This is a genomic window from Rhizobium mayense (assembly GCF_030272705.1).
Lineage (GTDB): Bacteria > Pseudomonadota > Alphaproteobacteria > Rhizobiales > Rhizobiaceae > Rhizobium > Rhizobium mayense.
The window spans coordinates 59,607-85,966 of sequence record NZ_JARFYM010000018.1 but is presented as its reverse complement, the minus strand read 5'-3'; the positions used below and the strand labels follow the sequence as shown (position 1 = coordinate 85,966).

At 59.7% G+C, this 26,360-nt stretch carries 19 protein-coding genes; 11 read left to right on the top strand and 8 right to left on the bottom strand.

Going from position 1 to position 26,360, the window contains the following annotated elements:
• Window positions 1-3 precede the first annotated feature (3 nt).
• Complete coding sequence (locus tag PY649_RS20865) at window positions 4-483, bottom strand: class I SAM-dependent methyltransferase (RefSeq protein ID WP_285870567.1); 480 nt, start codon at window positions 481-483, stop codon at window positions 4-6.
• A gap of 146 nt (window positions 484-629) precedes the next feature.
• Here PY649_RS20865 and PY649_RS20860 point away from each other — a divergent pair, with 146 nt between their 5' ends.
• The 11 genes from PY649_RS20860 (at window position 630) to PY649_RS20810 (ending at window position 16,877) form a co-directional block, all read left to right on the top strand.
• Window positions 630-1,835, top strand: coding sequence for a DUF3095 domain-containing protein (locus tag PY649_RS20860; RefSeq protein ID WP_285870565.1), 1,206 nt, complete (start codon window positions 630-632; stop codon window positions 1,833-1,835).
• A 349-nt stretch (window positions 1,836-2,184) separates the two neighbouring features.
• Window positions 2,185-3,525: an adenylate/guanylate cyclase domain-containing protein gene (locus tag PY649_RS20855; protein ID WP_285870564.1), complete on the top strand. Its 1,341-nt coding sequence runs from the start codon at window positions 2,185-2,187 to the stop codon at window positions 3,523-3,525.
• Between the two features lie 161 nt (window positions 3,526-3,686).
• On the top strand, window positions 3,687-5,594 hold the full coding sequence (locus PY649_RS20850) for an ABC transporter ATP-binding protein (protein ID WP_285870563.1): 1,908 nt from the start codon (window positions 3,687-3,689) through the stop codon (window positions 5,592-5,594).
• Between the two features lie 53 nt (window positions 5,595-5,647).
• Window positions 5,648-7,504: an ABC transporter substrate-binding protein gene (locus tag PY649_RS20845; protein ID WP_432761385.1), complete on the top strand. Its 1,857-nt coding sequence runs from the start codon at window positions 5,648-5,650 to the stop codon at window positions 7,502-7,504.
• Window positions 7,497-8,495 (top strand): ABC transporter permease, encoded by a 999-nt coding sequence (locus PY649_RS20840; protein ID WP_285870561.1) that lies wholly within the window; start codon window positions 7,497-7,499, stop codon window positions 8,493-8,495. The genes PY649_RS20845 and PY649_RS20840 overlap by 8 nt, the downstream gene beginning before the upstream one ends.
• The gene (locus PY649_RS20835) at window positions 8,492-9,667 is read left to right on the top strand and encodes an ABC transporter permease (RefSeq protein ID WP_285870560.1); all 1,176 of its coding nucleotides are present in this window, start codon (window positions 8,492-8,494) and stop codon (window positions 9,665-9,667) included. Before PY649_RS20840 ends, PY649_RS20835 begins: the two co-directional genes overlap by 4 nt.
• Window positions 9,668-9,768: 101 nt before the next feature.
• Window positions 9,769-10,983: a glycosyltransferase family protein gene (locus PY649_RS20830; protein ID WP_285870559.1), complete on the top strand. Its 1,215-nt coding sequence runs from the start codon at window positions 9,769-9,771 to the stop codon at window positions 10,981-10,983.
• Window positions 10,984-11,000: 17 nt separating this feature from the next.
• Window positions 11,001-12,260: a glycosyltransferase family 4 protein gene (locus PY649_RS20825; RefSeq protein WP_285870558.1), complete on the top strand. Its 1,260-nt coding sequence runs from the start codon at window positions 11,001-11,003 to the stop codon at window positions 12,258-12,260.
• Window positions 12,257-13,402, top strand: coding sequence for a glycosyltransferase family protein (locus PY649_RS20820; RefSeq protein ID WP_285870557.1), 1,146 nt, complete (start codon window positions 12,257-12,259; stop codon window positions 13,400-13,402). The genes PY649_RS20825 and PY649_RS20820 overlap by 4 nt, the downstream gene beginning before the upstream one ends.
• 231 nt (window positions 13,403-13,633) lie before the next feature.
• Entirely contained in the window at window positions 13,634-16,348 is a 2,715-nt protein-coding gene (locus PY649_RS20815) for an ABC transporter transmembrane domain-containing protein (protein ID WP_285870556.1), read from the top strand.
• A gap of 52 nt (window positions 16,349-16,400) precedes the next feature.
• The gene (locus PY649_RS20810) at window positions 16,401-16,877 is read left to right on the top strand and encodes a cyclic nucleotide-binding domain-containing protein (RefSeq protein WP_285870555.1); all 477 of its coding nucleotides are present in this window, start codon (window positions 16,401-16,403) and stop codon (window positions 16,875-16,877) included.
• A 166-nt stretch (window positions 16,878-17,043) separates the two neighbouring features.
• Here the strand turns inward: PY649_RS20810 and PY649_RS20805 are convergent, their stop codons facing one another.
• The 7 genes from PY649_RS20805 to PY649_RS20775 form a co-directional block, all read right to left on the bottom strand.
• Window positions 17,044-17,205: a hypothetical protein gene (locus PY649_RS20805; RefSeq protein ID WP_285870554.1), complete on the bottom strand. Its 162-nt coding sequence runs from the start codon at window positions 17,203-17,205 to the stop codon at window positions 17,044-17,046.
• A gap of 335 nt (window positions 17,206-17,540) precedes the next feature.
• Window positions 17,541-18,683: a fumarylacetoacetate hydrolase family protein gene (locus PY649_RS20800; protein ID WP_285870553.1), complete on the bottom strand. Its 1,143-nt coding sequence runs from the start codon at window positions 18,681-18,683 to the stop codon at window positions 17,541-17,543.
• 180 nt (window positions 18,684-18,863) lie between these two features.
• Complete coding sequence (locus tag PY649_RS20795) at window positions 18,864-20,234, bottom strand: alpha-glucosidase/alpha-galactosidase (protein ID WP_285870552.1); 1,371 nt, start codon at window positions 20,232-20,234, stop codon at window positions 18,864-18,866.
• A gap of 19 nt (window positions 20,235-20,253) precedes the next feature.
• Window positions 20,254-21,924 carry an ABC transporter ATP-binding protein gene (locus PY649_RS20790; RefSeq protein WP_285870551.1) on the bottom strand — a complete coding sequence of 557 codons (1,671 nt, stop codon included), beginning with the start codon at window positions 21,922-21,924 and terminating at the stop codon, window positions 20,254-20,256.
• A gap of 13 nt (window positions 21,925-21,937) precedes the next feature.
• A complete protein-coding gene (locus PY649_RS20785) occupies window positions 21,938-23,068 on the bottom strand; it encodes an ABC transporter permease (RefSeq protein WP_285870550.1) in 1,131 nt (376 codons plus the stop codon).
• Window positions 23,068-24,078 carry an ABC transporter permease gene (locus PY649_RS20780; protein ID WP_285870549.1) on the bottom strand — a complete coding sequence of 337 codons (1,011 nt, stop codon included), beginning with the start codon at window positions 24,076-24,078 and terminating at the stop codon, window positions 23,068-23,070. Before PY649_RS20780 ends, PY649_RS20785 begins: the two co-directional genes overlap by 1 nt.
• 154 nt (window positions 24,079-24,232) lie before the next feature.
• A complete protein-coding gene (locus PY649_RS20775; RefSeq protein ID WP_285870548.1) occupies window positions 24,233-26,320 on the bottom strand; it encodes an ABC transporter substrate-binding protein in 2,088 nt (695 codons plus the stop codon).
• Between the last annotated feature and the right edge of the window lie 40 nt (window positions 26,321-26,360).

Genomic DNA, 26,360 nt, shown 5'->3' with positions numbered 1-26,360 from the left:
CGGCTATCTGCGCCGATAAATGAAGTAACGGCCATCCTTCACGCCTGATGGCAAGGGCAACGCATCAAGATCGGGGTGATCGAGGGGGAGGCCGCTGACGGCCAGGCCCCGCGAGGCGAGAACGCCGGCCATAAGTTCAGGCAGCCAGGTCAATGTGACGGCGTCCCTGTCCTCATAACCGGTGCCGATATCGGCATGGGCAAGCGACGCGCCGATACCGATGAAATCCCTTGCAGTGTCCTTGATTTCGCCGAGCACGAGATTGCCGGCCTCTGGCATCGATGGGCCGTAAGCATTGGCTGCCCGATCGAAGGCGACGACGCGGCGGTCGGGGAAAAGCTCGCGCAGATGATCAAAAGTGCGGCCATTACCGAGCCCAAGCTCGAGCACAGGGCCGTCGTGCGTTTTAACCTCATCGGCAACGGCATTGAGAATGTCGCGCTGCGCGGTCAGGCGGCGGATGAAACTATCCAGGCGGCTCATCGTATATATCTTGTCCTTGGCGTCGCGGTGTCTCGCTCATTGCCGCAGTAGCATGATGGATGATATCGCGTCGACCGCCCACTGGTTTTTCGATGCAGTTGCTGTAGGGATAGGATTTTGCGGCGCTCGCTCATAAGGAGGATATCATGGCCGATCCATCGAACGACGATTTCTTCCGCAATCTGCCGGTTTTCACCCGTTTCGAAGGCGTCACCGACAGCAACAATTATCAGCCGCTTCCCCATGATTGGTTCCTGGCGATCGCCGATATCGTCAGCTCGACGAAGGCGATCGAATCCGGTCAGTACAAATCGGTCAACATGGCTGGAGCCGGTGTTATTTCCGCGGTGCTTAACGCGATGGACAATGGCGACTATCCTTTCGTCTTCGGCGGCGATGGTGCTCTGGTGGCCATTCCTCCCTCCGGCGAAGGTCGCGTGAAAGAGGCGCTGGCAGCGGTGCGGACATGGGTGATGGAGGAGTTGCAGCTCAGTCTGCGGACGGCACTGGTGCCGATGGCGGATGTCCGCGCCGAGGGGCTGGATGTGCGGGTCGCCCGTTTCGGCCCCAGCGATTTCGTTTCCTACGCGATGTTTTCCGGTGGCGGTGCGAGCTGGGCGGAAAAGCAGATGAAGGCAGGACGCTTTGCCGTCGAAGCGGCGCCGCGGGAGGCGCGGCCAGATCTGACCGGCCTTTCTTGCCGATGGAACCCGATCGAGGCGCGCAATGGCGAGATCGTCTCGATCATCGCCGTTCCCGATTCGGCCGGAAATGGCCCGGAATTCCAGCGCCTCGTTTCCGATATCATCGCGATTTCCATCGAGCAGAACCGCGGCGGCCACCCCGTGCCGGTCGAAGGCCCGACACCGGCGCTTGCCTTTGAAGGCGCCGAAATCGAGGCTCGAGCCAAGGCGTCGGTGCCCGGTCGTTGGTTGCGCAAGCTTTCGATCGCCGCCCAGATCGTTATCATCTACATCCTCGACAGATTCGGGATTCGCGCCGCAACCTTCGATGCCAAGATCTATCGGCGTGACCTTGCGGCAAATTCCGATTTTCGCAAATTCGACGATGGCTTGAAGATGACCATCGATGTGGACGCCGCACATCTTTCCCGCATCGAAGCGCGCCTGCGCGAAGCCGAAGCGGCAGGTGTGTGCCGTTACGGCCTGCATCGGCAGCAAAGCGCGCTGATGACCTGCTTCGTGCCGACGCCGCTGATGCGCGACCACATGCATTTCATCGACGGCGCCAGCGGCGGCTATGCTATGGCGGCGATGGCGTTGCGGGAGAAGCTGCGTACTGCCGTTTCTCCAGCGCTGGATACGCCCGTGCCGTCGCCTGGTACGCCATAGAGATTTTTCTCTCCGGCAAATTTTTCTTCAGCTCCGGCGTTTTCAGCCATTGTTTCAGCGGCATGGCTGACTTATTTGAAGGAGAACAAAACGAGAGCCGGCAATCCTGGCGGCTTTTTTCTGTTGCGCCGTGTGTCCTCCAGGACGCGTCGAAGGCGCAGCAAATCTTTCACGGCGCCGGCGCGATTCAAGACTTCTGAAAGAAATGCGCTGTCGCCGTTGCATGGTTCGCCCATCCGACCCGTGCCAATATCCTTTGGACACGACCTTATCGCCGCGCCCATTTCATATGGAAGTTGGCGCGACGCCGGGAAAGAAGCATTTTGGATCGTAGGAATAGGCCACGGGGATGATGACCGTTCATTCGAGTGTTTCCGACATTTTTCTCGACAAGGTCGCCGAATGGCTGACACAGTCGGCGCTGACAGGCGAAAATCTGGAGAGCATCGTCCGCGGCTTCTGCGAACGCATTGCGGCCTCCGGCCTGCCGATCGCCCGCGTGCATCTGACCTTCTCGATGCTGCATCCGCTCTATGACGCGCTCGGCTTCACCTGGCGGCGCGCCGGCGGGCTGACGATCGAAGGCTACCGGCATACGCACGACAAGCCGGAGCGCTTCGTGCAAAGCCCCTATTATTATCTGCTCGCCAACAATCTGCTGCACCTGCGCCGCCGCGTCGACGTTGACGGGCCGCTGGAATTTCCGGTTTTCGAGGATCTGCGCAAGGAGAAGATCACCGACTATATCGCTTTCGTGCAGACTTTCGGCGCAGGCTCCGCTCAGGGAATGATGGGCTCCTGGTCGACCGACAGCATCAGCGGTTTCAGCGAGGAAATGATCGGCGCGCTGATGCGCATGCAGAATCATCTTGCCATGGCTGCCAAGATGGCGGTGCTCGGCAAGCTCGCCAACAATATGCTCACCACCTATCTCGGAGGCGACGCCGGTAAACGCGTGCTGAACGGCCAGATCCGCCGCGGCGACGGCGAGACGATCCGCGCCGCGCTGGTCATGGGCGACATGCGTCAGTCGACCCTCTATGCCGAGAAGGAGGGGCGCCAAGCCTATATCGATACGCTGAACGAATTCTTCGACGCCATCGCTGCGCCGTTCAACCGCAACGGCGGTGAAATCTTGAGTTTCCTCGGTGACGGCTTCCTCGCTGTCTATCCCTGCGGCCGGCATAAGGACCCCTCGAAGGTCGCTTGCGAAGCGGCGCTATCAGCCGTTTTCCACGCGCAGAACCGGGTTGCCGCTCTTAACAAGGATCGTCAGGCTCGCGGCTTGAACGAAGTTCGTTATGGCATCGGTCTGCATATCGGCAACGTCATGTTCGGCAATGTCGGGCTGAAGGATCGCTTGACGTTCTCCGCTTTCGGCGCCGCCGTCAACGAGGTGGAGCGGCTGCAATCGCTGACCAAGAAATATTCGACGGAGGTGGTGGCAAGTCAGATTTTTGCGGGCTACACCGGCGGCGAGTGGATAACGCTCGGCGAAGAGAAACTGCGGGGCGTGCGCCAGCGCTTTACGGTCGTGCATCCAAAGGCGATCGTCTCAGGCAATGGAACGACAGAAGTCATTCTTGATGCGGCCGCCGATGTGCTTTCGGAGGCAGAACAGGTCATCTTATTGCATCGGGATGCCAAGAAGTTCGAGAGCCGCCCGCAAGGCGAGAAGTTCATTCAGTGATATTCAAGACCGCTTAGTTGAGCATCCTGCTATAGATCACTGGAAAAACGACAGTTTTTTTACAGTTGCGGTACCCCTTTGACTAACTGGACACCCGTTATGGCCTACGTTAGTGTGCCATACGGGGCCATAAAGGTCATGCAAGCGGGAACTACTATAGTATGGCGTCTGGGACTGATTTATTGCGTATCGAGAACCTCGACGTCTCGTTCTCGATCTACGGCGACAAGTTGCGTGTGGTCAAAGGCGCCAATCTCCGGGTGCTTCCGGGTAAGGTGACGGCGTTGGTCGGCGAGTCCGGGTCCGGCAAATCGATCATCAGCCAGTCGATCATGGGCATCCTGCCGATGCCGGCGAAGGCGACCGGCCGCATTCTTTTTACCGATCCGCTCGACGGTGAGACAACGGACATTCTCGAGCTACAGCGCGACAGCCTCGCGATGCGCCAGCTTCGCGGCGCCCGCATGGCCAATATTTTTCAGGAGCCGATGACCTCGCTCTCGCCGCTGCACACAGTCGGCAATCAGATAAGCGAGGCGCTTCGCATCCACAATCCCGCCACCAACAGGGCCGAGCAGCGCGAGAAGACCGAGGAGATGCTGGGCCTCGTCGGTTTTCAGAACCCGCATCGCACTTTCGACATGTATCCTTTCGAATTGTCGGGCGGCATGCGTCAGCGCGCGATGATCGCCATGGCGCTGATCTGCAATCCTGCGCTTCTGATCGCCGATGAGCCGACAACGGCATTGGACGTGACGATCCAGGCGCAGATCCTTGGCCTGCTGCGCAGCCTGCAGCAGAAGTTCAACATGGCCATCCTGCTGATTACCCATGATCTCGGCGTTGTCGCCAATATGGCCGATGAGGTCGTGGTCATCTATCACGGCGAGATCATGGAGGCGGGACCGGTCGAGACAATCTTCCGGCAGCCGCAACATCGCTATCTCAGGGCATTGATGTCGGCGGTGCCGCATTTCGACATGAAACCCGGCGAGCGGCTGAAATCGTTGCGCGATGTGCCAGTCAATCTCAGCACTTTCTCCGGCAAGAAAAAATTGGTCAAAACCAATGGCATCGGTAATGCCGCGCCGCCGGTGCTGCTCACGGTGCGCAATCTCACCAAAACCTATACATCCAAAGGAACCGGATTGTTCGGACGGCGAGCGGGCACGAAGTTCCGTGCCGTCGATGATGTCAGCTTCGATATCCGTCGCGGCGAATGTCTGGGTCTTGTCGGCGAAAGCGGATGCGGAAAGACGACGGTCAGCAAGATTTTGATGCGCGCCATCACGGCAGATAGCGGCGCGGTGACGTTCGAAGACGGCGAGGGCAAGATCGATGTGCTGGCCGTCAAGGGCGACGAGCTCATGGAGCTCAGGACCAAGATCCAGATGGTGTTCCAGGATCCGGTTTCGTCCTTGTCGCCGCGCATGACGATCCGCAATATCCTGAGCGAACCCCTTGAAATCCATGAGCACGGCGACAGCAGCGAGCGCAAGGAGAAGGTCAAGGGTCTGATGCAGGCAATCGGGCTCGACCAGCATTATCTGAGCCGCTATCCGCACAGCTTTTCCGGTGGCCAGCGCCAACGAATCGGTATCGCCCGCGCCCTGGCGCTGGGGCCAAAACTGCTGATCCTCGATGAGCCGGTCTCGGCGCTCGACGTATCCGTGCAGGCACAGATCCTCAATCTTCTCAAGGATTTGCAGAAGGAACTTGGGCTTACCTATCTCTTCATCTCGCACAATCTCGCCGTCGTCGACTACATGGCCGACCGCATCGCCGTCATGGCCCGCGGCCGCATCGTCGAGATCGCTCCGCGCGAGATCATCTTGCGCGATCCAGTCCATCCCTACACCCGCTCGCTGCTCGCCGCGGTCCCCTTCCCCGATCTCGACCGGCCGCTTGATTTCTCTGCGTTGAATGCCGAAGGCCCGGCGGCCAAGCAGAGCTGGGGCCCGCACTTTGCGGAGGATGAGGGTGTGGATCTCGCCTACGCCGATCTTGGTGGTGGTCATTTCGTGCGCGCTCGCCGCGACGCCGATGTTCAGGAATTGCGCACGTGGTAACTCGTCGAACCTTCCTTGGCCTGTTGGCCTCCAGCATGCTGCCGCTGCCGGTCATGGCGGCAGACGCAGACAACGAGCCGGACTACCTGCACGACTGGCTCAGGGCCGGCCAGATGCCGCCGCTTGCCCAGCGCCTGCCGAAGATGCCGCGCATCGTCAATATGGCGGCCTTGGGCCGCGAGCCTGGCCGTTACGGTGGCTCGGTGCGCACGATCATCGGCAGCCAGAACGATATCCGCTACATGACGATCTACGGTTATGCTCGCCTCGTCGGCTACGACCAGACATTGAGCCTGCAGCCGGATATCCTCGAATCTTTCACCAGTGTGAACGACACGATTTTCACCTTCAAGCTACGTGAGGGGCACAAATGGTCGGACGGCCAGCCGTTCACCTCGGACGATTTTCGCTATTGGTGGGAAGACGTCATTCTTAACAAAGCGCTGACGCCGGGCGGCGGTGCCTTGGAGCTGCGCCCTCACGGTAGCCTGCCGCGCTTCGAAGTTCTCGATTCGCTGACGGTGCGTTATTCCTGGGATCAACCCAATCCGAATTTCCTGCCGAGCCTGGCGGCACCGCAGCCGTTGGTCATCGCCGGCCCTGCTCATTACCTAAAGCAATTCCATAAGAAATATCAGGACGAAATCCGCCTCTCCTCCCTGATGCAGGAAAACCGTGCTCGCAAATGGACAGAGCTGCACACCAAGATGGCGCGCAGCTACCGGCCAGAAAATCCCAAACTGCCAGTGCTCGATCCCTGGCGCAACACGACGGCGCCACCGGCCGAACAATTCGTGTTCGAGCGCAATCCCTATTTCCATCGCGTGGATGAAAACGGTCGGCAGCTGCCCTATATCGACCGCTTCGTTTTGAATATCAGTTCCTCGGCGATCATCGCGGCCAAGGCAGGCGCGGGTGAAAGCGATCTGCAGGCGACCGGAATCGATTTCAACGACTACACCTTCCTGAAGGATTCGGAAAAGCGCTATCCGGTCAAGGTCCATCTCTGGAAGGTGGCGCGCGGTTCACGTGTCGCACTGCTGCCGAACCTGAACAGTGCCGATCCCGTGTGGCGTGATATCCTGCGCGACGTGCGGGTGCGACGGGCACTCTCGATGGCGATCGATCGCCACGAGATCAACATGGCCGTCTTCTACGGCCTCGGCACCGAAAGCGCCGATACTGTCCTGCCGGAAAGCCCGCTCTACAGACCGGAATATTCATCCGCGTGGATTGCCCATGATGCGGCTCAGGCCAATGATCTGCTGGATGCGGCGGGCCTCGACAAACGGGACAGGGATGGCATTCGCCTGCTGCCGGACGGACGGCGAGCCGAGATCACCGTGGAAACTGCCGGCGAAAGCACGCTCGACACCGATGTGCTGGAACTGGTTACCGATCACTGGCGCAGAGTCGGCATCGCGCTCTTTACCCGCGTGTCGCAGCGCGACGTCTTCCGAAGCCGCGCCATGGGCGGACGCATCCTGATGTCGATCTGGTATGGTCTCGACAATGGGGTGGCAACCGCCGACATGAACCCCGGCGAGCTTGCTCCGACGATGGACGACCAGATGCAATGGCCGCTCTGGGGCATGCATTATCTTTCAGGCGGCACTAAGGGCGTCGCGCCCGACCTGCCGGAAGCGGCAGAACTGGTCAGGCTTCTCGGCCAATGGGGCGTTGCGGCCTCCTCTTTCGAACGCGCCGAGATCTGGCACCAGATGCTATCGATCTATACCCAGCAGGTCTTTTCCATTGGCCTGATCAACGGAACATTGCAGCCAATCCTGCGCGCGTCACATCTGCAGAATATGCCAGAAAAAGCGCTCTACGGTTTCGATCCGACCTGCTATCTCGGCGTCTATATGCCCGACACCTTCTGGCTGAAGGAGGATCAACCGCGTGTTTAGATATATTCTTTGGCGCCTTGCGGTCATGGTTCCGACGCTGCTGGTCATCTCGATGCTGGTCTTCACCATCATCCAGTTGCCGCCAGGCGATTTCTTCGAAAGCCAGATCGCGGAGCTTCAAGCCCAGGGCGAAACCGCCAATCTGCAGGAAATCGAGGATCTTCGCCACGAATATGGGCTCGATAAACCCATAGCCCTGCAATATGTCCGTTGGGTCGCCGGCATGCTGCACGGCGATTTCGGATATTCCTTCGAATATCAGTTGCCGGTCTCGGAGGTCGTCGGCGACAGGCTGTGGCTGACGATCCTGGTATCCATGACGACGATCCTGTTGACATGGTTGGTCGCCTTCCCCATCGGCATCTATTCCGCCACCCATCAATATAGCTGGGGCGATTACGGCCTGACTTTCCTGGGTCTGCTCGGTATCGCCATTCCGAACTTCATGCTGGCGTTGATCCTGATGTATTTCGCCAATGTCTGGTTCGGCGTTTCGATCGGCCATCTGATGGATCAGAGATACTTGTCGCAGCCGATGAGTTGGGAAAAGGCGCGCTCGATCCTCTCACATCTGTGGATTCCCGTCGTCATTGTCGGCACCGCGGGCACTGCCGGCATGATCCGCCGCCTGCGCGCCAACCTGCTCGACGAGATGCAGAAGCAATATGTGATCACCGCCCGGGCCAAGGGGCTGCACCCGCTCAGGGCACTGGTGAAATATCCGCTGCGCATGGCGCTCAATTTCTTCGTCGCCGATATCGGCTCTATCCTGCCGTCGATCATCTCCGGCGCCGAGATCACGGCCATCGTGCTCTCGCTGGAAACGACCGGGCCGATGCTGATCAAGGCGCTGCAGAGCCAGGATATGTATCTCGCCGGCTCGTTCCTGATGTTTCTCGCTTTCCTGAACGTTATCGGCGTATTGATCTCCGACATCGCCCTCGGCTTCCTCGACCCACGTATCCGCTTGCAAGGCAGGAGCACGAAATGAACGCACCCCTGCCGCGTCCAGGCGCACCATTAGAGCACTACGTTTCCACCGCAGCCTTCGATCCGGAGCAGTTCGAGGCCATGTCGGCCGGCCAGGCACGCTACTACAAGGCCTCGCAGAAGCAGTTGATGTGGTGGAAGTTCAAGCGGCATAAGCTTGCTCTGGCTTCAGGCATCTTTCTGCTGCTGCTCTATTGCTCGATCCTGATTTCGGAATTCCTGGCGCCCTACGGCCTGCACACCCGCAATGTCGATTTTATCCATTCGCCACCACAGAGGGTCCGTTTCTTTAACAACGGCGAATTTGTCGGGCCCTTCGTCTATGGCCGCAAGATGACCCTCGATCTCGCCACGCTACGGCGGGTCTATACGAACAATGTGCAAGATGTTCAGCCGATCCGCTTCTTCTGTCGTGGCGATGCCTATCGCTTCTGGGGATTGGTGGATTCGAATCTCCATTTGGTCTGCCCCGCTGTCGGCGGCCAGATGTTCCTGCTCGGCACTGATCGGCTCGGGCGCGACGTATTGTCCCGCATCATCTACGGAGCGCGCATCTCGCTGACGATAGGGTTGATCGGCATCTCCATCAGCTTCGTGCTGGGGATAGTCATCGGCGGGCTGGCGGGATATCATGGCGGTGTGTTCGACCTTCTCGTCCAGCGGGTCATCGAAGTGCTGCAATCGCTGCCGAGCCTGCCGCTGTGGATGGCGCTCGCGGCGATCATGCCGGTGACCTGGAGCCCCATCATCATCTATTTCGGCATCACCATCATCCTCGGCATTCTCGATTGGACCGGATTGGCACGCGCCGTTCGCTCCAAGCTCTTGTCTTTACGCGAAGAAGACTATGTACTTGCAGCACAATTGATGGGTGCAAGCTCGCCGCGTATCATTGGCCGTCATCTTGTACCAGGATTCATGTCGCATCTGATCGCGACGGCGACTATTTCGATACCCAGTATGATCCTCGGCGAAACCGCGCTGAGCTTCCTGGGGCTCGGTCTTCGCCCACCGATCACCAGCTGGGGCATCCTTCTTACCGAGGCAAGGAGCGTCAGTGTCATCGCATTTTATCCGTGGCTACTCTTCCCGATGGTCCCGGTGATATTGGTCATTCTGGCGTTCAACTTTTTAGGAGATGGCTTGCGTGACGCAGCCGATCCCTACAAATAGCGAAAAGCGTGGCCAAGAAATGGATTGCAATTCGAAGAGCGGCCGCGGACGTCGTTTGCTGACAATCCGCTAAAATGACTTTCATTCCTGAGGTTTTGCCCATGAAGCGGCGCTTAGAAGATGCTCGAATCCTCATGTATAGTCACGACACGTTCGGTCTCGGCCACCTCAGGCGGTGCCGAACGATCGCGCACGCGCTCGTTGAAGACTATCGTGGGCTGAACGTCCTGATCATTTCCGGTGCGACGATTGCCGGTGCTTTCGATTATCGAGCACGAGTCGATTTTGTGAAGGTGCCGAGCGTCATCAAGCTGCGTGACGGCGAATATACCTCGATGGCGAGCCATGTCGATCTTCAGGACACGTTGAAGATGCGCCAGTCGATCATCCGCCACACGGCGGAGACCTTCCAGCCCGACATCTTCATTGTCGATAAGGAGCCGATGGGCCTGAAGGGTGAGGTCGAGGAGACCCTGCAATATCTGAAGGCGCGCGGCACCACGCTCGTGCTCGGCATGCGCGACGTCATGGACGCGCCGCACCTGCTGGAAGCGGAGTGGAAGAAGAACAACGTTCTGCAGAAGATCGATCAGTTTTACGATCGCGTCTGGGTCTACGGCCCGCCGGATTTCCATGATCCGCTTCTCGGTCTCGACGTGCCGTCAGGTGTGCGGCGCAAGATGGAGTTCGTCGGCTTCCTGCAGCGCGGTGTGTCCACTTTGGGCACCAGGTCGGAACATGTGCCTGACGATGATTACATTCTGGTCACGACCGGTGGCGGCGGCGACGGTGCCGATCTGGTCAGCGATGTCATCGGCGCTTTCGAGCACGACGATACGCTTCAACACAAGACGCTGATCGTTCTCGGCCCTTACATGCCGGCCAAGGAGCGCAACCAGTTGATCGAGCGCGCGAGCAAGATTGACTGCCTGCAGGTGATCGAGTTCGACAACAAGATGGAAGAGTTGATCGCGGGCGCCAAGGGCGTGGTCGCTATGGGTGGGTACAACACCTATTGCGAAATCCTGTCTTTCGATAAGCCGGCGCTGATCATCCCGCGCACGCGGCCACGCGAAGAACAGCTGATCCGCGCTCAGCGGGCAAGCGAGCTGGGCCTTGTCGACATGCTGCTACCGGAGGAGTCGGCCGATCCGAAACAGCTCGCGGCGGCGCTGAAGCGCCTGCCGAACCGCGCGCCGCCGTCGGCGAGCGGCGAGAACATGCGGCTGGAAGGGCTGGTGCATATTTCCCGCATCGTCGGTGAATGGTTTGATGACCGCGACCACTATCCGCCGCTATCGGTCGTCGCTGAATAGTGCATCGGAACCGATCGATGCGAAAAAAAATCCTGGTGGTTCTCAAGGGCTACCCTCGCCTGTCCGAGACATTCATCGCGCAGGAGCTGCTCGGGCTGGAGAGGGCCGGCTTCGACCTGACGCTGATCTCGATGCGCAAGCCGACGGACAAGAAGCGCCATCCCATCCATGACGAGATCAGGGCGCGGGTTGTCTACCTGCCGGAGTATCTGCACAACGAGCCGCTACGCGTGCTGCGCGCCTTTCTGGCCGGGATCAAGAAGCCCGGTTTCAAGCCGCTGCTAAGGCAATTCTGGGCCGATCTCAAGCGTGACATCACGCCAAACCGCGTGCGCCGCTTCGGCCAGGCGCTGGTGCTGGTGCATGAGTGGCCCGACAATGGCGAGTGGCTGCACGCGCATTTCATCCATACGCCGGCCTCGGTGGCGGCCTATGCCAGCATCATGACAGGCGTTCCCTGGACTTGCTCTGCGCATGCCAAGGATATCTGGACCTCACCGGACTGGGAGCTGTCGGAAAAGCTCGAACGCGCGCGCTGGACAGTGACTTGCACGCGCACCGGCTTTGAGCACATGCGTGATCTGACACCGACGCCGGAGAGCGTGCATCTAAGCTATCACGGCCTCGATCTCGCCCGTTTCGACGCATTTGCGGGGCAACATTCCGACCGTGACGGCTCGGAGGTATCCGAGCCCGCTTTCCTGCTCAGTGTCGGTCGCGCCGTGGAGAAGAAGGGTTATGATGTGCTGTTGCGGGCGCTGGCGCTGCTGCCCACCGATCTTCATTGGCGCTTCACCCATATCGGCGGCGGCGATGGGCTGACGAAGTTGAAGGCACTTGCCGAGACGCTGGGCATTAGCAACCGTATCACCTGGAAGGGCGCGATGGCGCAGGAAGACGTGCTGGCGCATTACCGCCAGGCGGATCTTTTTGCGCTTGCCTGCCGTGTGGCTGCCGATGGCGACCGCGATGGCCTGCCGAATGTTTTGGTCGAAGCCTCGAGTCAGCGTCTTGCATGCCTCTCCACCAATATTTCCGGTGTGCCAGAGCTGCTCACGGATGGCGAGAATGGTTTTGTCGTGCCGCCGGAAGACCCGAAGGCACTGGCAGCGGCAATGGAACGGGCAATCCGCGATCCGACACTGCGCCATCGGCTTGGCGACGCCGCCGAGAAGCGGGTGCGCGAACATTTCGACCACCATTCCAGCATCCGGCAATTAACGCGGCTGTTCGAGGAGCAGTGGCAAAAAGAAGAGCAATGGCGAAAATCCGCATGACGCCTTCACATACTTCGTCCCCGCGTGTCTTTTTCTATGTTCAGCACCTGCTCGGCATCGGTCACCTCGCCCGTGCAAGCCGCATCGCCAGCGCAATTGCCAAGGACGGCTGCCAGGTGACGGTGGTCACTGGCGGCATACCGGTGAACGGTTTTCCAGGCTCGGATGTCACCTCGGTCACCCTGCCGCCGGTCGTCGCCAGCAGTGCGGGATTCTCAGGGTTGGCCGATCAAACGGGAAATGCCGCAGGCGAAGAATTCCTGTCAGCGCGTCGCGACCTGCTGCTGGAGGCCTTCCGGACGGCCAAGCCAGATGTCGTCATCGTCGAGGCCTTTCCGTTCGGCCGCCGTCAAATGCGCTTCGAGTTGCTGCCGCTGCTCGACGCCATCGCCGCGGCCAGTCCCAAGCCGAAGCTCTATACCTCGGTGCGTGATATCTTGCAGCAGCAGAAGAAGCCGGGGCGTGATGAAGAGACAGTGGTATTGCTGCGCGATCATTTCGACGGCGTTCTCGTCCACGGCGATCCCGGCTTCGTTCGGCTGGAAGAGACGTTTCCGCTGACATCAGCCATATCCGACAAGATAACCTATACCGGCCTTGTCGCCCCGCCCCTGCCGCCGGAACCAACGGAGACTTTCGACATCATCGTCTCGGCCGGCGGCGGTGCGGTTGGGCGCGACCTGGTCCGTGCCTCGCTGGAGGCGGCAAGCCGCGTAGCGATCGATCGCCGCTGGCTGCTGATCACCGGACCGAACTTGCCGGAGCAGGATTTTGGCGCATTGGCGAAGGACGCGCCCGGCAATGTCGACCTAGTCCGTTTCCGCAAGGATTTCCCGTCGCTGCTGAGGGCCGCCGAACTGTCGATCTCGCAGGCAGGTTATAATACGGTCGGCGATCTCCTCGTCACGGGCTGCCGGTCAATCCTGGTCCCGTTTACGGCCGGCGGCGAGACGGAGCAGTCGGTGCGTGCGGAGCGACTGGAAAAACTCGGCCTGGCGCTGACCCTTCCGGAAGCGGGCCTGACAACGGATCAGCTCGTGAATGCGGTGGAAATTGCGTTGTCGCGGCCGAAGCCGTCGAACCCCGATATCGACCTCGCCGGTGCCCAGCGAACCTCGGCGATCATTCGCGACGCGTCGTGACGGTTGCGGCAAAAAATCGATTGCAACGCCTTATCGTTTTGCCCTCCTCGTCTTTTGCAATCTTGTGATATAAATCGAGAAATCAATGAATCGGGAGGTCCCCGGGCGAAAGACCGGGCAGCGTTCCGACTCCAATATGGGGGCCGCGCATTCACGATGAACTCCTCCCGCACCTCTGCAACATCGGCGCCGACGGCAAAGACTGTTGAATTTGGAAGCATGCATTAAGCGATGGAAAAGAGCCTAGCGCGTTACATCTGGTCGAATACTCGGCTGGAGCAAATTTGGATCCTGACGATCGTCGCGGCTTCGATGATCCCATACTTTCTGTCCTTCGACTTGCCTAAGCAGATCGTCAACGGACCGATCCAGGGCAAGGGTTTCGAGCATCCGGGCCAAACCCAAACCTTCATGCACATCGCTTTCGACGTGCCCGTGCTTGGGCACTTCGAAGTATTTCAAGGCCTGCAACTCACCCGTTTCTGGATGTTGATTGCGCTCAGTTTGGTGTTCCTGGCGCTTGTCGTCCTCAACGGCCTCTTCAAATTTTACATCAACACCTACAAGGGCCGACTCGGCGAGCGCATGCTGCGTCGTATCCGTTTCGAGCTGGTCGACCGTGTGTTGCGTTTCCCGCCCGCGCATTTCAAGCGGGTCAAGCCGGCTGAAATCGCCACGATGATCAAGGACGAAGTGGAGCCCATGGGCGGCTTTACCGGTGACGCCTATGTGACGCCGGCGCTGCTCGGCGGCCAGGCGATCACGGCGCTCGTCTTCATCATCATGCAGAATTTCTGGCTCGGCATGATCGCTGCATCCATCGTCGCGGTGCAGGCGGTTGTCATCCCGCGCATGCGCAAGCGGCTGCTGGAACTCGGACGCCAGCGGCAGCTCACGGCCCGCGAACTTTCCGGCCGCGTCGGCGAAATCGTCGAAGGCATCGGCACAATCCATGCCAACGACACCACCAATTTGGAGCGCGCCGACATCGCTGCTCGTCTCGGGTTGATATTCTCGATCCGCTACGATCTCTATCAATGGAAGTTCCTGGTGAAATTCATCAACAACTTCCTCGCCCAGGTCACGCCCTTCCTGTTCTATTCGATCGGCGGTTTCTTTGCGTTGCAGGGGCGCCTGGATATCGGTCAGCTTGTAGCTGTCATCAACGCTTACAAAGACCTGCCGGGGCCGCTGAAGGAGCTCATCGACTGGGATCAGTCGCGCCAGGACGTGCAGGTCAAATACAATCAGGTCGTCGAGCAGTTCAGTGTCGATGGCCTGATTGACTCGAAGATCCAGGTTGTCTCGCCTGCACCCGCCGGCCGGATCACCCATGCGCTGGTCGCGACGAATTTGACTGTGGTCGACGACAGCGGTGCTCGCGTGCTCGATCACGTCTCGGTCGAGATCCAACCTGGCGAGAAGGTGGCAATTGTCGGCGACAGCGGCGCTGGCGGCGAATACCTCGCGGAGGCGTTCGGCCGGCTTGTCTGGCCGGATAGTGGCCGCGTCGCGATCGATGGCCGCGACCTGCTGGAGCTGCCGGAATCGCTGACGGGACGGCGCATCGCCTATGCCTCGTCGGATACGTTCTTCTTCCATGGCACGCTGCGCAGCAATCTTCTCTACGGCCTGAAGCATGCGCCACTGAAGACCGCCGATTATGATGATGCCGCAGCTAACGAGATCAAATGGCAGATGGTCGAGGCGCGTCGCGCTGGCAACCCGGAACTCGATCTCAACAGCGACTGGGTGGACTACGCCGCCGCCGGTGCCACCGGGCCGCATGATATCTACTCGGTCATCCGCCCTGTCCTCGACGCCGTGGCCATGTCCCAGGATATACTCGACATGGCACTGCGCTCGAATGTCGACGCGGCGACACATGACGATCTCACCTCACGCATCGTTGAGTTGCGCCACGCACTGCGCCTCAGACTGCAGGAGGAGAATCTCGACGGGCTTGTCGTGCCTTTCGAATTCAACACTTACAATCCGCAGGCGACTGTCGGCGAAAACCTGTTGTTCGGCACGCTGAAACGGCCGTTGATGACCAACCGCAAGCTCGCAGCCCACCCCTATTTCCAACGGCTATTCACCGAGACCGGCCTCGATACCGATCTCTACGACATGGGCCTGGAAATTGCGGAGAACGCCGTCGAACTCTTCACCGACCTGCCGCCGGACCATCCGTTCTTCCAGCAGCTCACCTTCATGACGGCCGAGGATATTCCAACTTACGAAGCTTTGCTGCAGAAGCTAAACGGAAAGGGCTTCGACGCCGCAACGCCGGACGAGCGGGTGTCCATCATCCGCCTCAGCTTCTCCTATATCGAACCTCGTCACCGCTTCGGTCTTCTGACACAGATGCTGATGGAGAAGATCGTCAAGGCGCGCGCCAAATTCCATGAGCATATCCCGGCCGATCTGGCCCGTGTGATCGAGCGCTACGATCCAGAACGCTTCACTGCCTCGGCGACATTGATGGACAACGTGCTGTTCGGCAGGATCGCACACCAGCAGGCCGACGCGCCCGAGCGCATCCACAGCATCCTGTATGATGTCTTCGAACGGCTCGGCATGCAGGACAGCGTGCTGTCGATCGGCCTCGATTTCGACGTCGGTTCCGGCGGAAAGCGACTGACCAACGTGCAGCGGCAGAAACTCAGTCTCGGCCGCGCTTTGCTGAAGCGAGCAGACTACATCATCTGCAATCGCCCACTGCCGGCGCTGGACCACCGCGTCCAGGACCAGATCGCCCGCGCGATCCTGACCGGGGTCGACAACAGCGAGTACGCGCCGGCAGTCGTTTGGGTTCTATCCAATCCGAGCTTTGCGGAGTTGTTTGATCGTGTTTTGGTTTTCGACCGCGGCAGCCTGGTCGAAAGCGGCACATCCACCGATCTTTTAGAGAAAAACGGTATGTTCAAGGAACTGTTATCGTAATATCCTATTACCTCGGTGGTATTTGGGGCCCGACTGTGGGGGTTTGAAGCTCATGCTTCTGAAAGATGAAGTTGAAATGCTGAAGCGGGTGCCGATTTTTGCGCGCATCGCACCCGCAAAATTGAAGCTTTTGGCGTTTACCTCGGATCGCGTCAGCTACAATGCCGGTCAGGCACTGTTTCATCAAGGCGATCAAGGCGATGCCGCTTACGTTGTTCTTTCCGGAACCGCTGATATTCTTGTCGATAGCCCGACCGGAGAGATCAAAGTCGCCGAGGTCGATATCAACTCCATCGTCGGCGAAATCGCGATCCTCTGCGACGTCTCCCGTACCGCCACCGTTAAGGCGACATCAAGGCTGGAGGCACTGAAGATCAGCAAGGAGCATTTCCTGAAGCTGCTCAGCGATTTTCCCGAAATGGCCGTGGAAATCATGCGCGTCCTCGCCGACCGCCTCAATCACACCACCTCCGAACTCACCGCAGCGCGCAGCCGTCAGAACCAGCCGCAGCCAATGTCGACCCATTGACATGGGCCGTCGCGGGCGCTCGGCCCTTTTGGGGTCTCGCGCGAATGCGTACTGCGTGCGCAAGCATTCCAGTAAATGGGCTTCCGTCTCTTAGCTCATTGGCATGGGGTAGGATGATAAACCGTACCACTACCTCCATCGCATGACAGCGTCAGGAAAGCTTCTCCTAACGCACGTCCTGGCAGGTGAGCTTTCGGACGTTCGGCCACATATTCACTGCAGCCTTCATATGGACAATGGATGATTCATTGCCTCGATTGCCAAGTTGTCCTTCGCATTCAATGCGCTCAAATTTTCCGATGCGGTAAGGAGACGCCATGATGTTCATGGCGTTCATCCTTTGCGATTGGAACCATAGAGCGATGACCGAGCGTGAGAAGCAGATTGAATTGGATCGCCTCATAAACATCCTCCGGGACGACGGTATGCCCTATCCCAGAACGAACGGCGTGCCTCTGTCAGGTGCCATGCTCGACAAGACAGTTTCGGAGTGCCGGCGGCTTGTGTCGATATCGCGGCGATCCGGGCGGCTGATCGGATCTTCGGTGCAACGCCCTGTGCAGCCGTACGGCCTTTGAGAGTGTTGGTAGAGGCGCCAGCCCCGACAATCCATGACCTACCGGCAGCGACGTGAGATAGCCGAATCTCCGCGTCTCGCCGCCGTCAAATCAGCCCTCGCCCAGCCAAATTGCGCATCAGATGTGATGTCCCGAAGGTCCAGGGAGCACATTCCGTCGACAGCAGCACGCGATTCTTCAATGCGCCGAGCTTGTCGTTGGAGATGGTGACGATGTCGCCGACCTTGTGGGTGAAACCCTGGCCGGGCGTATCGCGGTCTTCAACGGGAGCGAAGAGAGTGCCCATGAAGAGGACGAAGCCGTCCGGATACTGGTGATGGCGGCCGATGGTCTGGGAGACGAGATCGAGAGGATCGCGGCTGATTTCCTTCATTGACGAGCGGCCGTGCAGGACATAGCCGTCCTCGCCTTCGACCTTGAGGTCGAGATCGGCGTTGCGCACATCGTCGAGCGTGTAGGTTTCGTCGAACAGGCGGATAAAGGGGCCGATCGAGCAGGAGGCGTTGTTGTCCTTCGCCTTGCCGAGCAGCAGCGCCGAGCGTCCCTCGACATCGCGCAGGTTGACGTCATTACCGAGCGTCGCGCCCTTGACCCGGCCCTGACTGTCGACGGCAAGCACGATTTCCGGCTCGGGATTGTTCCACTTCGAGATCGGGTGCAAGCCCACATCGGCGCCCACGCCAACCGAAGACATGACCTGCGACTTGGAGAAGACCTCGGCATCCGGGCCGATGCCGACTTCGAGATATTGCGACCAGACGCCTTCTTCGATGAGCGCCGCCTTCACTTTGGCAGCTTCCGGCGAACCGGCCTTCAGGTTGCGAAGGCTGTCGCCAATGAGGGCCGTGACCTTGCCTCGGATCGATTCCGCAAGATCCGGATTGCCGGCGGCGCGCTCCTCGATAACGCGTTCCAGCATTGAGCGGGCAAAGGTGACGCCACAGGCTTTGATCGCCTGCAGGTCGACGGGGGCAAGGAGATGGACGGCTGAAGTGTCAGTCTTTGCGGCCAGCAGGTCATCGAGTTTGGCGACGGCTTCGCCCGTCTGCGCGCGGACAAAACCGACGGGATCATCCTTTTCCAGGAGGTCGCGCATGGTCGGCGCTTCCTTAGAGGTGATGTCATAAAGCGCGCCGTCGCGAACGACGACAAGAGCCGGCCCTTTCACGTCAGGACGCCAAATGCGGCCGACAAAAGTTCCGGTTTTGAAGATGTCTGAACTCGTCATGTGATTGATCTCTCCCAATGTTCGCCCCGTTTTTAGCGCAGGCGGCGGGGCATTGCCACATCAGATCAGCTTTAAGAATAGCAGGCTTTGGATTTTCACCTTCTCCACGGCGGCGAAGAGGCAGGGCCCCGCAGCGATGCTGCGGGGCCCTTTTGGCCGCAAAACCGGGAGAGAATAGTTTTAAGCGGCCTGAACCTTGCGGTCGCTGCGAGTCCATTCCGGCAACCAGGTGCTATGCGCGGCCAGGAGCTCGTCGACCAGCGACCAGATCTGGTCGAGATCGAGCTCGGCGGCCGTATGCGGATCCATCATCGCAGCATGGTAGATGTGCTCGCGGTTTTCGGTCATCAGCGCCTGCACCGTCAGTTCCTGAACGTTGATGTTGGTTCGGATCAATGCGGTCAGTTGTGGCGGCAAGTCGCCGATGAAGGTCGGCTGGATGCCGGAGGCGTCGACCAGGCAGGGAACCTCGGCGGCGCAATCATAGGGCAGCGAGGTGATGCAGCCGTTGTTGCGGACATTGCCGTAAATGACCGAGGGTTCGCCGGTCCAGACCGAATTGATGATCGACGAAGCATATTCCTTCGATTGGGCCACTTCGATCTTGTCGGCGCTGCGATATTGCTCGGCCTGGTTCTTCCAGCGCGCGATCTGCTCGATGCAACGCTTCGGATATTCGTCGAGCGGAATGCCGAATTTCTCGATCAAGTCCTCACGGCCTTCCTTGATGAAATAGGGCGTGTATTCGGCGAAATGCTCGGAACTTTCGGTGACGAAATAGCCGAGCCGGGTCAGCATCTCATAGCGGACCTTGTTCGGGCAGCGTGGGTTCCAGCCGGGCTTTGGCGCCCGCCCCTCGCGATAACCGCGCACGAGATCGGGATAGAGATCGCGGTAGGAGCCATCCGGCTGGCGATGCTCGAATTTCAGATAGAAGGCCATATGGTTGATGCCTGCCGAGCGGTAGCGGATTTCGTTGTAGGGAATGTCGAGATCCTTGGCCAATTCCATCGCCGTGCCCTGCACGGAATGGCACAGGCCGACCTGCTTGATCGTGGGGTATTTCTCTGCGATCGCCCAGGTGTTGATTGCCATCGGGTTGACGTATTGCAGCATGATGGCCTCGGGGCAGACGGCCAGCATGTCCTCGCAGATCTTCCAGAGATGCGGCACAGTGCGCAGGCCGCGCATGATGCCGCCGACGCCCAGCGTATCGGCGATCGTCTGGCGCAGGCCGTATTTCTTCGGTACTTCGAAGTCGGTCACGGTGCAGGGTTCGTAACCGCCAATCTGAAAAGCGACGACGACGAAGTCGGCGCCGTCAAGGGCCTGGCGCTGATCGGTAAAGGTCTCTACCGCGGCAGATGCACCAAGCGTCGAGGCCAGTTTGCGAGCGACGATGGCGCTTTCTTCCAGTCGCTGCGAATTGATATCCATCAGCGCGATTTTTGCGCCCGTGAGCGCCGGACGCTGCAAAACGTCACCGATGATGTTCTTCATGAAAACGGTTGAACCGGCGCCGATAAAGGTGATCTTGGGATTGCCTGCCATGTGAAAGTCTCCTGAATGCTTATGAGGCTACTTCGAACGCCGCTCTGACGAGGCGCTCGGTGTAAGCGGTCTTGGGATGGGAAAGAACGTCGTCGACCGGTCCCTCTTCCATGATCTTGCCGTGCTGCATGACGATGACGCGATGGCAAAGGGCGCGGACGACCTTGAGGTCGTGGGAGATGAACAGATAGCTCAAGCCTCGCTCGTCCTGCAGCTTGCGCAGGAGATCGATGATTTGCGCCTGGACAGAGAGATCAAGCGCCGAGGTCGGCTCATCGAGCAGGATGAATTCCGGCTCCAGCGCGATGGCCCGGGCGATGGCGATGCGCTGACGCTGGCCGCCGGAGAATTCGTGTGGGAAACGCGACAGGATGTTCGAGGGCATGCCGGCGCTGACCAGCGCTTCCTTCACTCTCTCCAGTCGCTCGGCCTTGTTGGCGCCGATATTATTGACCACTAGCCCCTCGGCGATGATCTGGCCGATCGGCATGCGTGGGTTGAGCGAGGAGAAGGGATCCTGGAAAACGATCTGCATGCGCGAGCGTAGAGGCCGCATTTCGGCCCGCGAGCGGCCGTGGATCGCCTGCCGGTCGAAATAGATTTCGCCGCTATCGGCATCGATCAGCCGCAGCAGCGCTTGGCCGAATGTGGTCTTGCCGGAGCCGGATTCCCCGACGAGACCCAAGGTCTCGTGCCGGCGAAGCTCCAGGCTGAGGCCGTCGACGGCGATCAGCTCGCGCAGATCCGGCTTGAGGAAGGAGCCGTGGCGGAGCATGAAGGCGACCTTGACGGATTTGCCTTCGAGGATGGTGTCGCAGTCCGGCGGCAGCGGCTTCGCCTGCCCTCGTGGTTCGGAGGCGAGCAGATGCTGTGTATAGGGATGCTGCGGATGGGCAAAGAGCTCTTCCGTCGTATTATGCTCGCGCATCTCACCATGCTGCATGACGTAGACATAGTCGGAAAACTGCCGAACCACGGTTAGGTCATGAGTGATCAGGATGACCGCCATGCCGAGCTGCTTTTGCAGGTTGCGGATCAAATTCAGGATCTGCGCCTGTACGGTAACGTCGAGCGCTGTCGTCGGCTCGTCGGCGATCAGCACGTCCGGGTCGTTGGCGAGTGCCATGGCGATCATCACGCGCTGGCGCTGACCGCCGGAAAGCTGATGCGGATATTGCCTGAGCCGCGCTTCCGGATCGGGAATCTGCACTTGCTGCAACAGCGCCAGCGCCCGTCTCTCGGCCTCGCGGCGGCCGATCTTGCGGTGAACGCGAATCGCCTCGACGATCTGGCTGCCGATCGTATAAATCGGGTTCAGCGAGCTCATCGGCTCCTGAAAAATCATCGAGATGCGGTCGCCACGCAGTTGCCGGCGGGCGCGTTCGGAAAATTTAAGCACGTTCTTGCCGTCGTAGCTGACGGTGGATGTCTTTGAGACGACGGCACGTTTGGTGAGCAGCCCCATCACCGTGCGGGCGGTCACCGATTTTCCTGAGCCGGATTCACCGACGATGGCGATGGTTTCGCCGCGATAGAGCTGGAAGGAGATGTCCTTGACAGCGTCGACGATGCCGTCCTCGACCTTGAATTTAACGGCGACGTTGCGGGCGTCGATGACCGGCGCCACGGTTTTGCTGGCAGCATCGAGCCTGATATCGGGGGCGAAGGGATTGACGAGCGCGAGAGCCATGTTCCGTCTCCTCTCAATAGGGATCGATCGCATCGCGCAGGCCATCGCCGAGCGCATTGAACGCAAAGACGGTGACGAGCACGAAGGCTACGGGTGAGAGGATCCAGGGATAGGACCCGATGACCGAATAGGTAGACGTGTCCTGCAGCATCAGCCCCCAGGAGATCAGCGGCGGCTTGACCGCAAACCCTAGGAAACCGAGGAAGGATTCGAGCAGCACGACGCTCGGGATTGCCAGTGTCACGGTGACGATGACATGGCTCATCACGTTCGGAAAAATATGCTGGAGGATGATGCGCCGGTCGGTGGCCCCGACCGCCATGGCGGCCCGAACGTAATCGATCCGCGCCAGGGCCAAAGTCTTGCCGCGCACCTCGCGTGACATCTGCGCCCAGCCAAGCGCCGACATGACAATGATGACGAAGGCAAGGAAAACGTTGGTTGGCGCCGTCACGGGGATCAATGAGGTCAGCGCCAGGTAGAGCGGCAATTGCGGAAAAGCCAGCACCAGCTCGACGAAACGCTGGATCCAGGCGTCCAATGTGCCGCCGAAATAGCCGGAAACCATGCCGACGGTCGTGCCGACGACGGTGACGATGAAGACGACGGTCAGTGCGATCATCAACGAGATGCGCGAACCATAGATGGCACGCGAGAGCACGTCGCGGCCGAACTTGTCGGTGCCGAGGAAATGCACCGGCTGGCCGTCGGTCGAGCCGAAGAGATGGCGGTTGCCGGGGATCAGGCCAAACAGGTTATAGGGCGCACCCCTGACGAAGAAGCCGAGTAGGCGCGGATTGTTGTAGTCCGGCCCGACGATCGGTTGGAAGGTGACCGGATCGAGTTCATCGGTTTCGGCGAGCGCATAGACCCGTGGCTGGAAGACGAAATTGCCGTCTTTGTCGTGGAAGCTGATCACCTGAGGTGGCGCAAATCCGGTATCGGTCGCCTTGGGGTCGACGGGTGCGACGAATTCGGCAAAGAGCGACATCAGCAGCAAGAGGACAACAAGGATCAGGCCACCCATGCCTGTCCAGGAGCGCTTCAGGCGACGCCAGACGAGCGCGACATAGCTCTCATTGCCGCTTTTCGGTTTGATCTTCTCGTCGTCGAGCGGCGGCGGGGATGTGCTGAAGGCGAGCATCAGTGGATCCCTCCCTGTTGGCGGACACGGGGATCAAGCAGGGCCAGCAGCATGTCGGCGATGATATTGCCGACGATCAGCGTTGCCGACAGCACCATCATGAAGGTGGCGGTGACATAGACATCGCCGACCGCCATCGAGCCGACGATCGCCGGCCCCACGGTCGGCAGCGCAAAGATGATGGCGGTTTCGATCTCACCGGTCAGCATATAGGGCAGTACGACACCCTGATACATGACGAGCGGGTGCAGGGCGTTCGGGACGGCATGGCGCATGACGACGGCGCCGCCGGACAGGCCCTTGGCGCGGGCAGTCTCGACATATTGCGCATTCAACGTATCGAGCAGATTGCCGCGCATGACGCGCATGTTATAGGCGAGCCCGCCGAAAGTGGCGATCGCAACGACCGGCCAGACATGCTTGACCAGGTCGACGAACTTGTCCCATGACCACGGCGCACCGCCAAATTGCGGCGAATAGAAGCTGCCGATTTCCGAGACGTTGAGCTGGAAGACGAGAATGTAGACAATGATCAGCGCCATCAGGAAGCGCGGCACCGTCATGCCCAGAAACGAGATGCCGGAAAGCAGACTGTCGATCCAGCTATATTGTCTGGTGGCGGCCCATATGCCGAAGCCAATACCGAGGACGGAGGCGAAGAGATGGCATACGAGGGCGAGCGCCAGGGTCCGCGGCAGGCGCTCGCCGACGACATCGGCGACAGGCTTGTTGTAGAACATGCTGTAGCCGAAATCGCCCCGGGTCAGGATCCCGCCGATCCAGTTGAAATATTGTACGACGATCGGCTGATCGAGCCCGTGCTCGTGGCGATAGATCTGGGCTTGAGCGTCTGCCTGGGCAAAGGAAGCGCCACCCTGGTTCATCAGCTGCGAGCGGATGAAGTCGGCATAGTCGCCGGGTGGTGCCTGGATGATGGCAAAAGTCACCACGCTCAGGATGATGAGCACGGGTATGGCAGAGGCTATGCGCACGAGCAGGAATCGCAACATGGGACGGTTCGCTTCTCTTCTTGCCGCCGGCGGTCTGCATTCGCTGAGAATAGCACGGACCGGCTGGGTTCACCTTGCCCGGCTTGCACCTAACGCAGCCGGAATTCTTGGCTTGTGGCGGGCAGCCGGCCCGGAAACCGGCTGCCCTGCCCCGTTAGTTGATCGGACCGGAGCTGCCCGGGGCACCCGGAAGCTGCTCGGGGAACAGCTCGTATTTGCCCTGCTTGTCGGCCGCGACCCATAGACGCTCGCGAATGATGGAGTCCTCGGCCCAGTTGAACATGAAGATCGGCGTACCCGGAGGCACATTCGAGAAGCGCTTGTTGATGATGAGCGCGCCCGGATATTCCGTCAGGCCGATGTTGTAGAGGTGCTCGGTCGAGAGCTTCTGATATTGCTTCATCAGGGCCACGCGCTCGTCGCTATTCTGCGTGGTCGCGAACTTGTTGACGATATCGACCATCTCCTTTTCGAAGGGCATCAAGTCCAACTGACCACTTTCAGGCGCGCGGTGGTTCCAGCTCGTGCGCGGGCCAACCGGAGCAAGCTGTTCGGTGTTCTGAACGACCGAGGCCAGTTCCGTGCTGTTGCGGCGGACCATCCAGTCGAAGCGGCCGCTATAATTGGCGTCGTCGCGCTTCGGTCCGTCGAGTGCGTTGATGATAACCCGAAGCCCGAGCTTCTCCATCTGGGCCACGACGCCCTCGGCAAGGCTCTTGTCCGTGGTGTAGTCGTTGCTGACCAGCAGCGTGATTTCGACATTCTTGCCGCCGGCTACGCCGGCCGGGAAATTGACAATGCCGTCGCCGTCGGTGTCCTTGAGACCGGCCTTTGCCAGTTCGGCCTTCGCGCCGGCAAGGTCAAACGGATAATAGACCGTCGAGTTGCGGTCGTAGAAGCTGGTGCCCGAGGACAGGCCGCCGGGATAGATCGCTGTGAACGGTCCCTTGACCAGGGAGTCACCGATCGCCTTGCGATCGAGCGCCATGGTCACGGCCTTGCGGAAATCCTCGTTGCGATTGAGCTCGCGGATTGCTTGGCCGCGTGCGTCCGGATTACCCCAGCCATTGGCGGAGAAGTTCATTTGCAAGTTATAGCCGATGAGCCGCGGTCCGAAGGCGAGGCGTGCCGGAGCATCCGGCTGGGCTGCGCGTTTCAGCGAGGCGACGAAGTTTTCCGGCTGCTCCAGATTGGAAAGGTCGCCGGAGCCGGCAACCGCCTGTACGTCGCGGTCCGCCCAGGTCGAGAGCTTGTAGTGCAGCTCGTTGAGATAAGGCAGCTGATTGCCCTTTTCGTCGACCTTCCAGTAGTAGGGGTTGCGGCGCAGGACGATGATGTCGTCGGAACGGTACTCGACCGGCACCCAGGCGCCCATAACCGGAATGTTCATATATTCCGGCGGGAAAGCGTTCTTGAACTGGTCGTAGGTGTTCTTCGAATATTTCGGGTGCTGCGGCTTCAGGATATGCGATGGACCCGGACAGAAGTTAGGATAGGCCATCGTGTAGAGATATTGCTTCGGGAAGGCGTCTTTGAAAGTCCATTCAATCGTGTAGTCGTCAATCTTCTTGAGGGTCGTCCCATCGCCGAAGGCTTCCGGCGATGCACCGCCGCCGAGCGGCGAGACGTTCGGATCGATGACTTCGTCTTCCCAATAGAACATGATGTCGTCGGCATTGAAGGGCACGCCGTCGGACCATTTCGCGCCTTGGATCAGGTGCATGGTGAGCTTGTGGCCGTCCGGCGACCATTCCCAGCTCTTGGCGAGATTCGGCAGCGGCTCGGTATCCTTCGCCTCCACCTGGAACAGCGGCGCGGTGCGCGTCAGGCACTCGGACAGGCCGATGTCGATGCCGCCCCAGCCCTGCGTCTGACCGGCGCCGTAGTTCCATCCTTCCGGCCGGCCGCCGATGACATGGCGCAGCGTGTCGCCGTAAACACCGATGCCGTCAGGCATGTTGCCGGTCTTAAAGACGAGCGGCTCCTTCGGCAGGCGATCCTTGACCGGCGGCAACTTGCCGGTCTTCACGAATTTATCGGTGACCCAACCCGGCTCGTGATATTCCGGCAGCGCCTTGAACTCCAGGATGGAGTCGCGTGGCACATATTTGATCTTGCCTTCGGCCGGGAAAACCGGCGGCACGGGTGGCACCGTCGGTTCCGATGCGTAGGCGCTCATGGCGATTGCTGATGTGGCAATCGTCAACGCCGCAAGAATGCTGATCGGTCGAACATGTCTCATCGTTTTCTCTCTCCCATTGTCGCGAGCGCCCCATGGGTGC

Bases quoted from the DNA above. Each gene is read 5' to 3' on its own strand.
- PY649_RS20820 (WP_285870557.1), top strand. From the start codon at position 12,257: ATGACGCCTTCACATACTTCGTCCCCGCGTGTCTTTTTCTATGTTCAG.
- PY649_RS20795 (WP_285870552.1), bottom strand. From the start codon at position 20,234: ATGGCAGGCAATCCCAAGATCACCTTTATCGGCGCCGGTTCAACCGTT.
- PY649_RS20845 (WP_432761385.1), top strand. From the start codon at position 5,648: ATGGCGGCAGACGCAGACAACGAGCCGGACTACCTGCACGACTGGCTC.
- PY649_RS20830 (WP_285870559.1), top strand. From the start codon at position 9,769: ATGAAGCGGCGCTTAGAAGATGCTCGAATCCTCATGTATAGTCACGAC.
- PY649_RS20785 (WP_285870550.1), bottom strand. From the start codon at position 23,068: ATGCTCGCCTTCAGCACATCCCCGCCGCCGCTCGACGACGAGAAGATC.
- PY649_RS20815 (WP_285870556.1), top strand. From the start codon at position 13,634: ATGGAAAAGAGCCTAGCGCGTTACATCTGGTCGAATACTCGGCTGGAG.
- PY649_RS20775 (WP_285870548.1), bottom strand. From the start codon at position 26,320: ATGAGACATGTTCGACCGATCAGCATTCTTGCGGCGTTGACGATTGCC.
- PY649_RS20805 (WP_285870554.1), bottom strand. From the start codon at position 17,205: ATGAACATCATGGCGTCTCCTTACCGCATCGGAAAATTTGAGCGCATT.
- PY649_RS20835 (WP_285870560.1), top strand. From the start codon at position 8,492: ATGAACGCACCCCTGCCGCGTCCAGGCGCACCATTAGAGCACTACGTT.
- PY649_RS20825 (WP_285870558.1), top strand. From the start codon at position 11,001: ATGCGAAAAAAAATCCTGGTGGTTCTCAAGGGCTACCCTCGCCTGTCC.
- PY649_RS20810 (WP_285870555.1), top strand. From the start codon at position 16,401: ATGCTTCTGAAAGATGAAGTTGAAATGCTGAAGCGGGTGCCGATTTTT.
- PY649_RS20865 (WP_285870567.1), bottom strand. From the start codon at position 483: ATGAGCCGCCTGGATAGTTTCATCCGCCGCCTGACCGCGCAGCGCGAC.
- PY649_RS20790 (WP_285870551.1), bottom strand. From the start codon at position 21,924: ATGGCTCTCGCGCTCGTCAATCCCTTCGCCCCCGATATCAGGCTCGAT.
- PY649_RS20800 (WP_285870553.1), bottom strand. From the start codon at position 18,683: ATGACGAGTTCAGACATCTTCAAAACCGGAACTTTTGTCGGCCGCATT.
- PY649_RS20860 (WP_285870565.1), top strand. From the start codon at position 630: ATGGCCGATCCATCGAACGACGATTTCTTCCGCAATCTGCCGGTTTTC.
- PY649_RS20780 (WP_285870549.1), bottom strand. From the start codon at position 24,078: ATGTTGCGATTCCTGCTCGTGCGCATAGCCTCTGCCATACCCGTGCTC.
- PY649_RS20855 (WP_285870564.1), top strand. From the start codon at position 2,185: ATGATGACCGTTCATTCGAGTGTTTCCGACATTTTTCTCGACAAGGTC.
- PY649_RS20850 (WP_285870563.1), top strand. From the start codon at position 3,687: ATGGCGTCTGGGACTGATTTATTGCGTATCGAGAACCTCGACGTCTCG.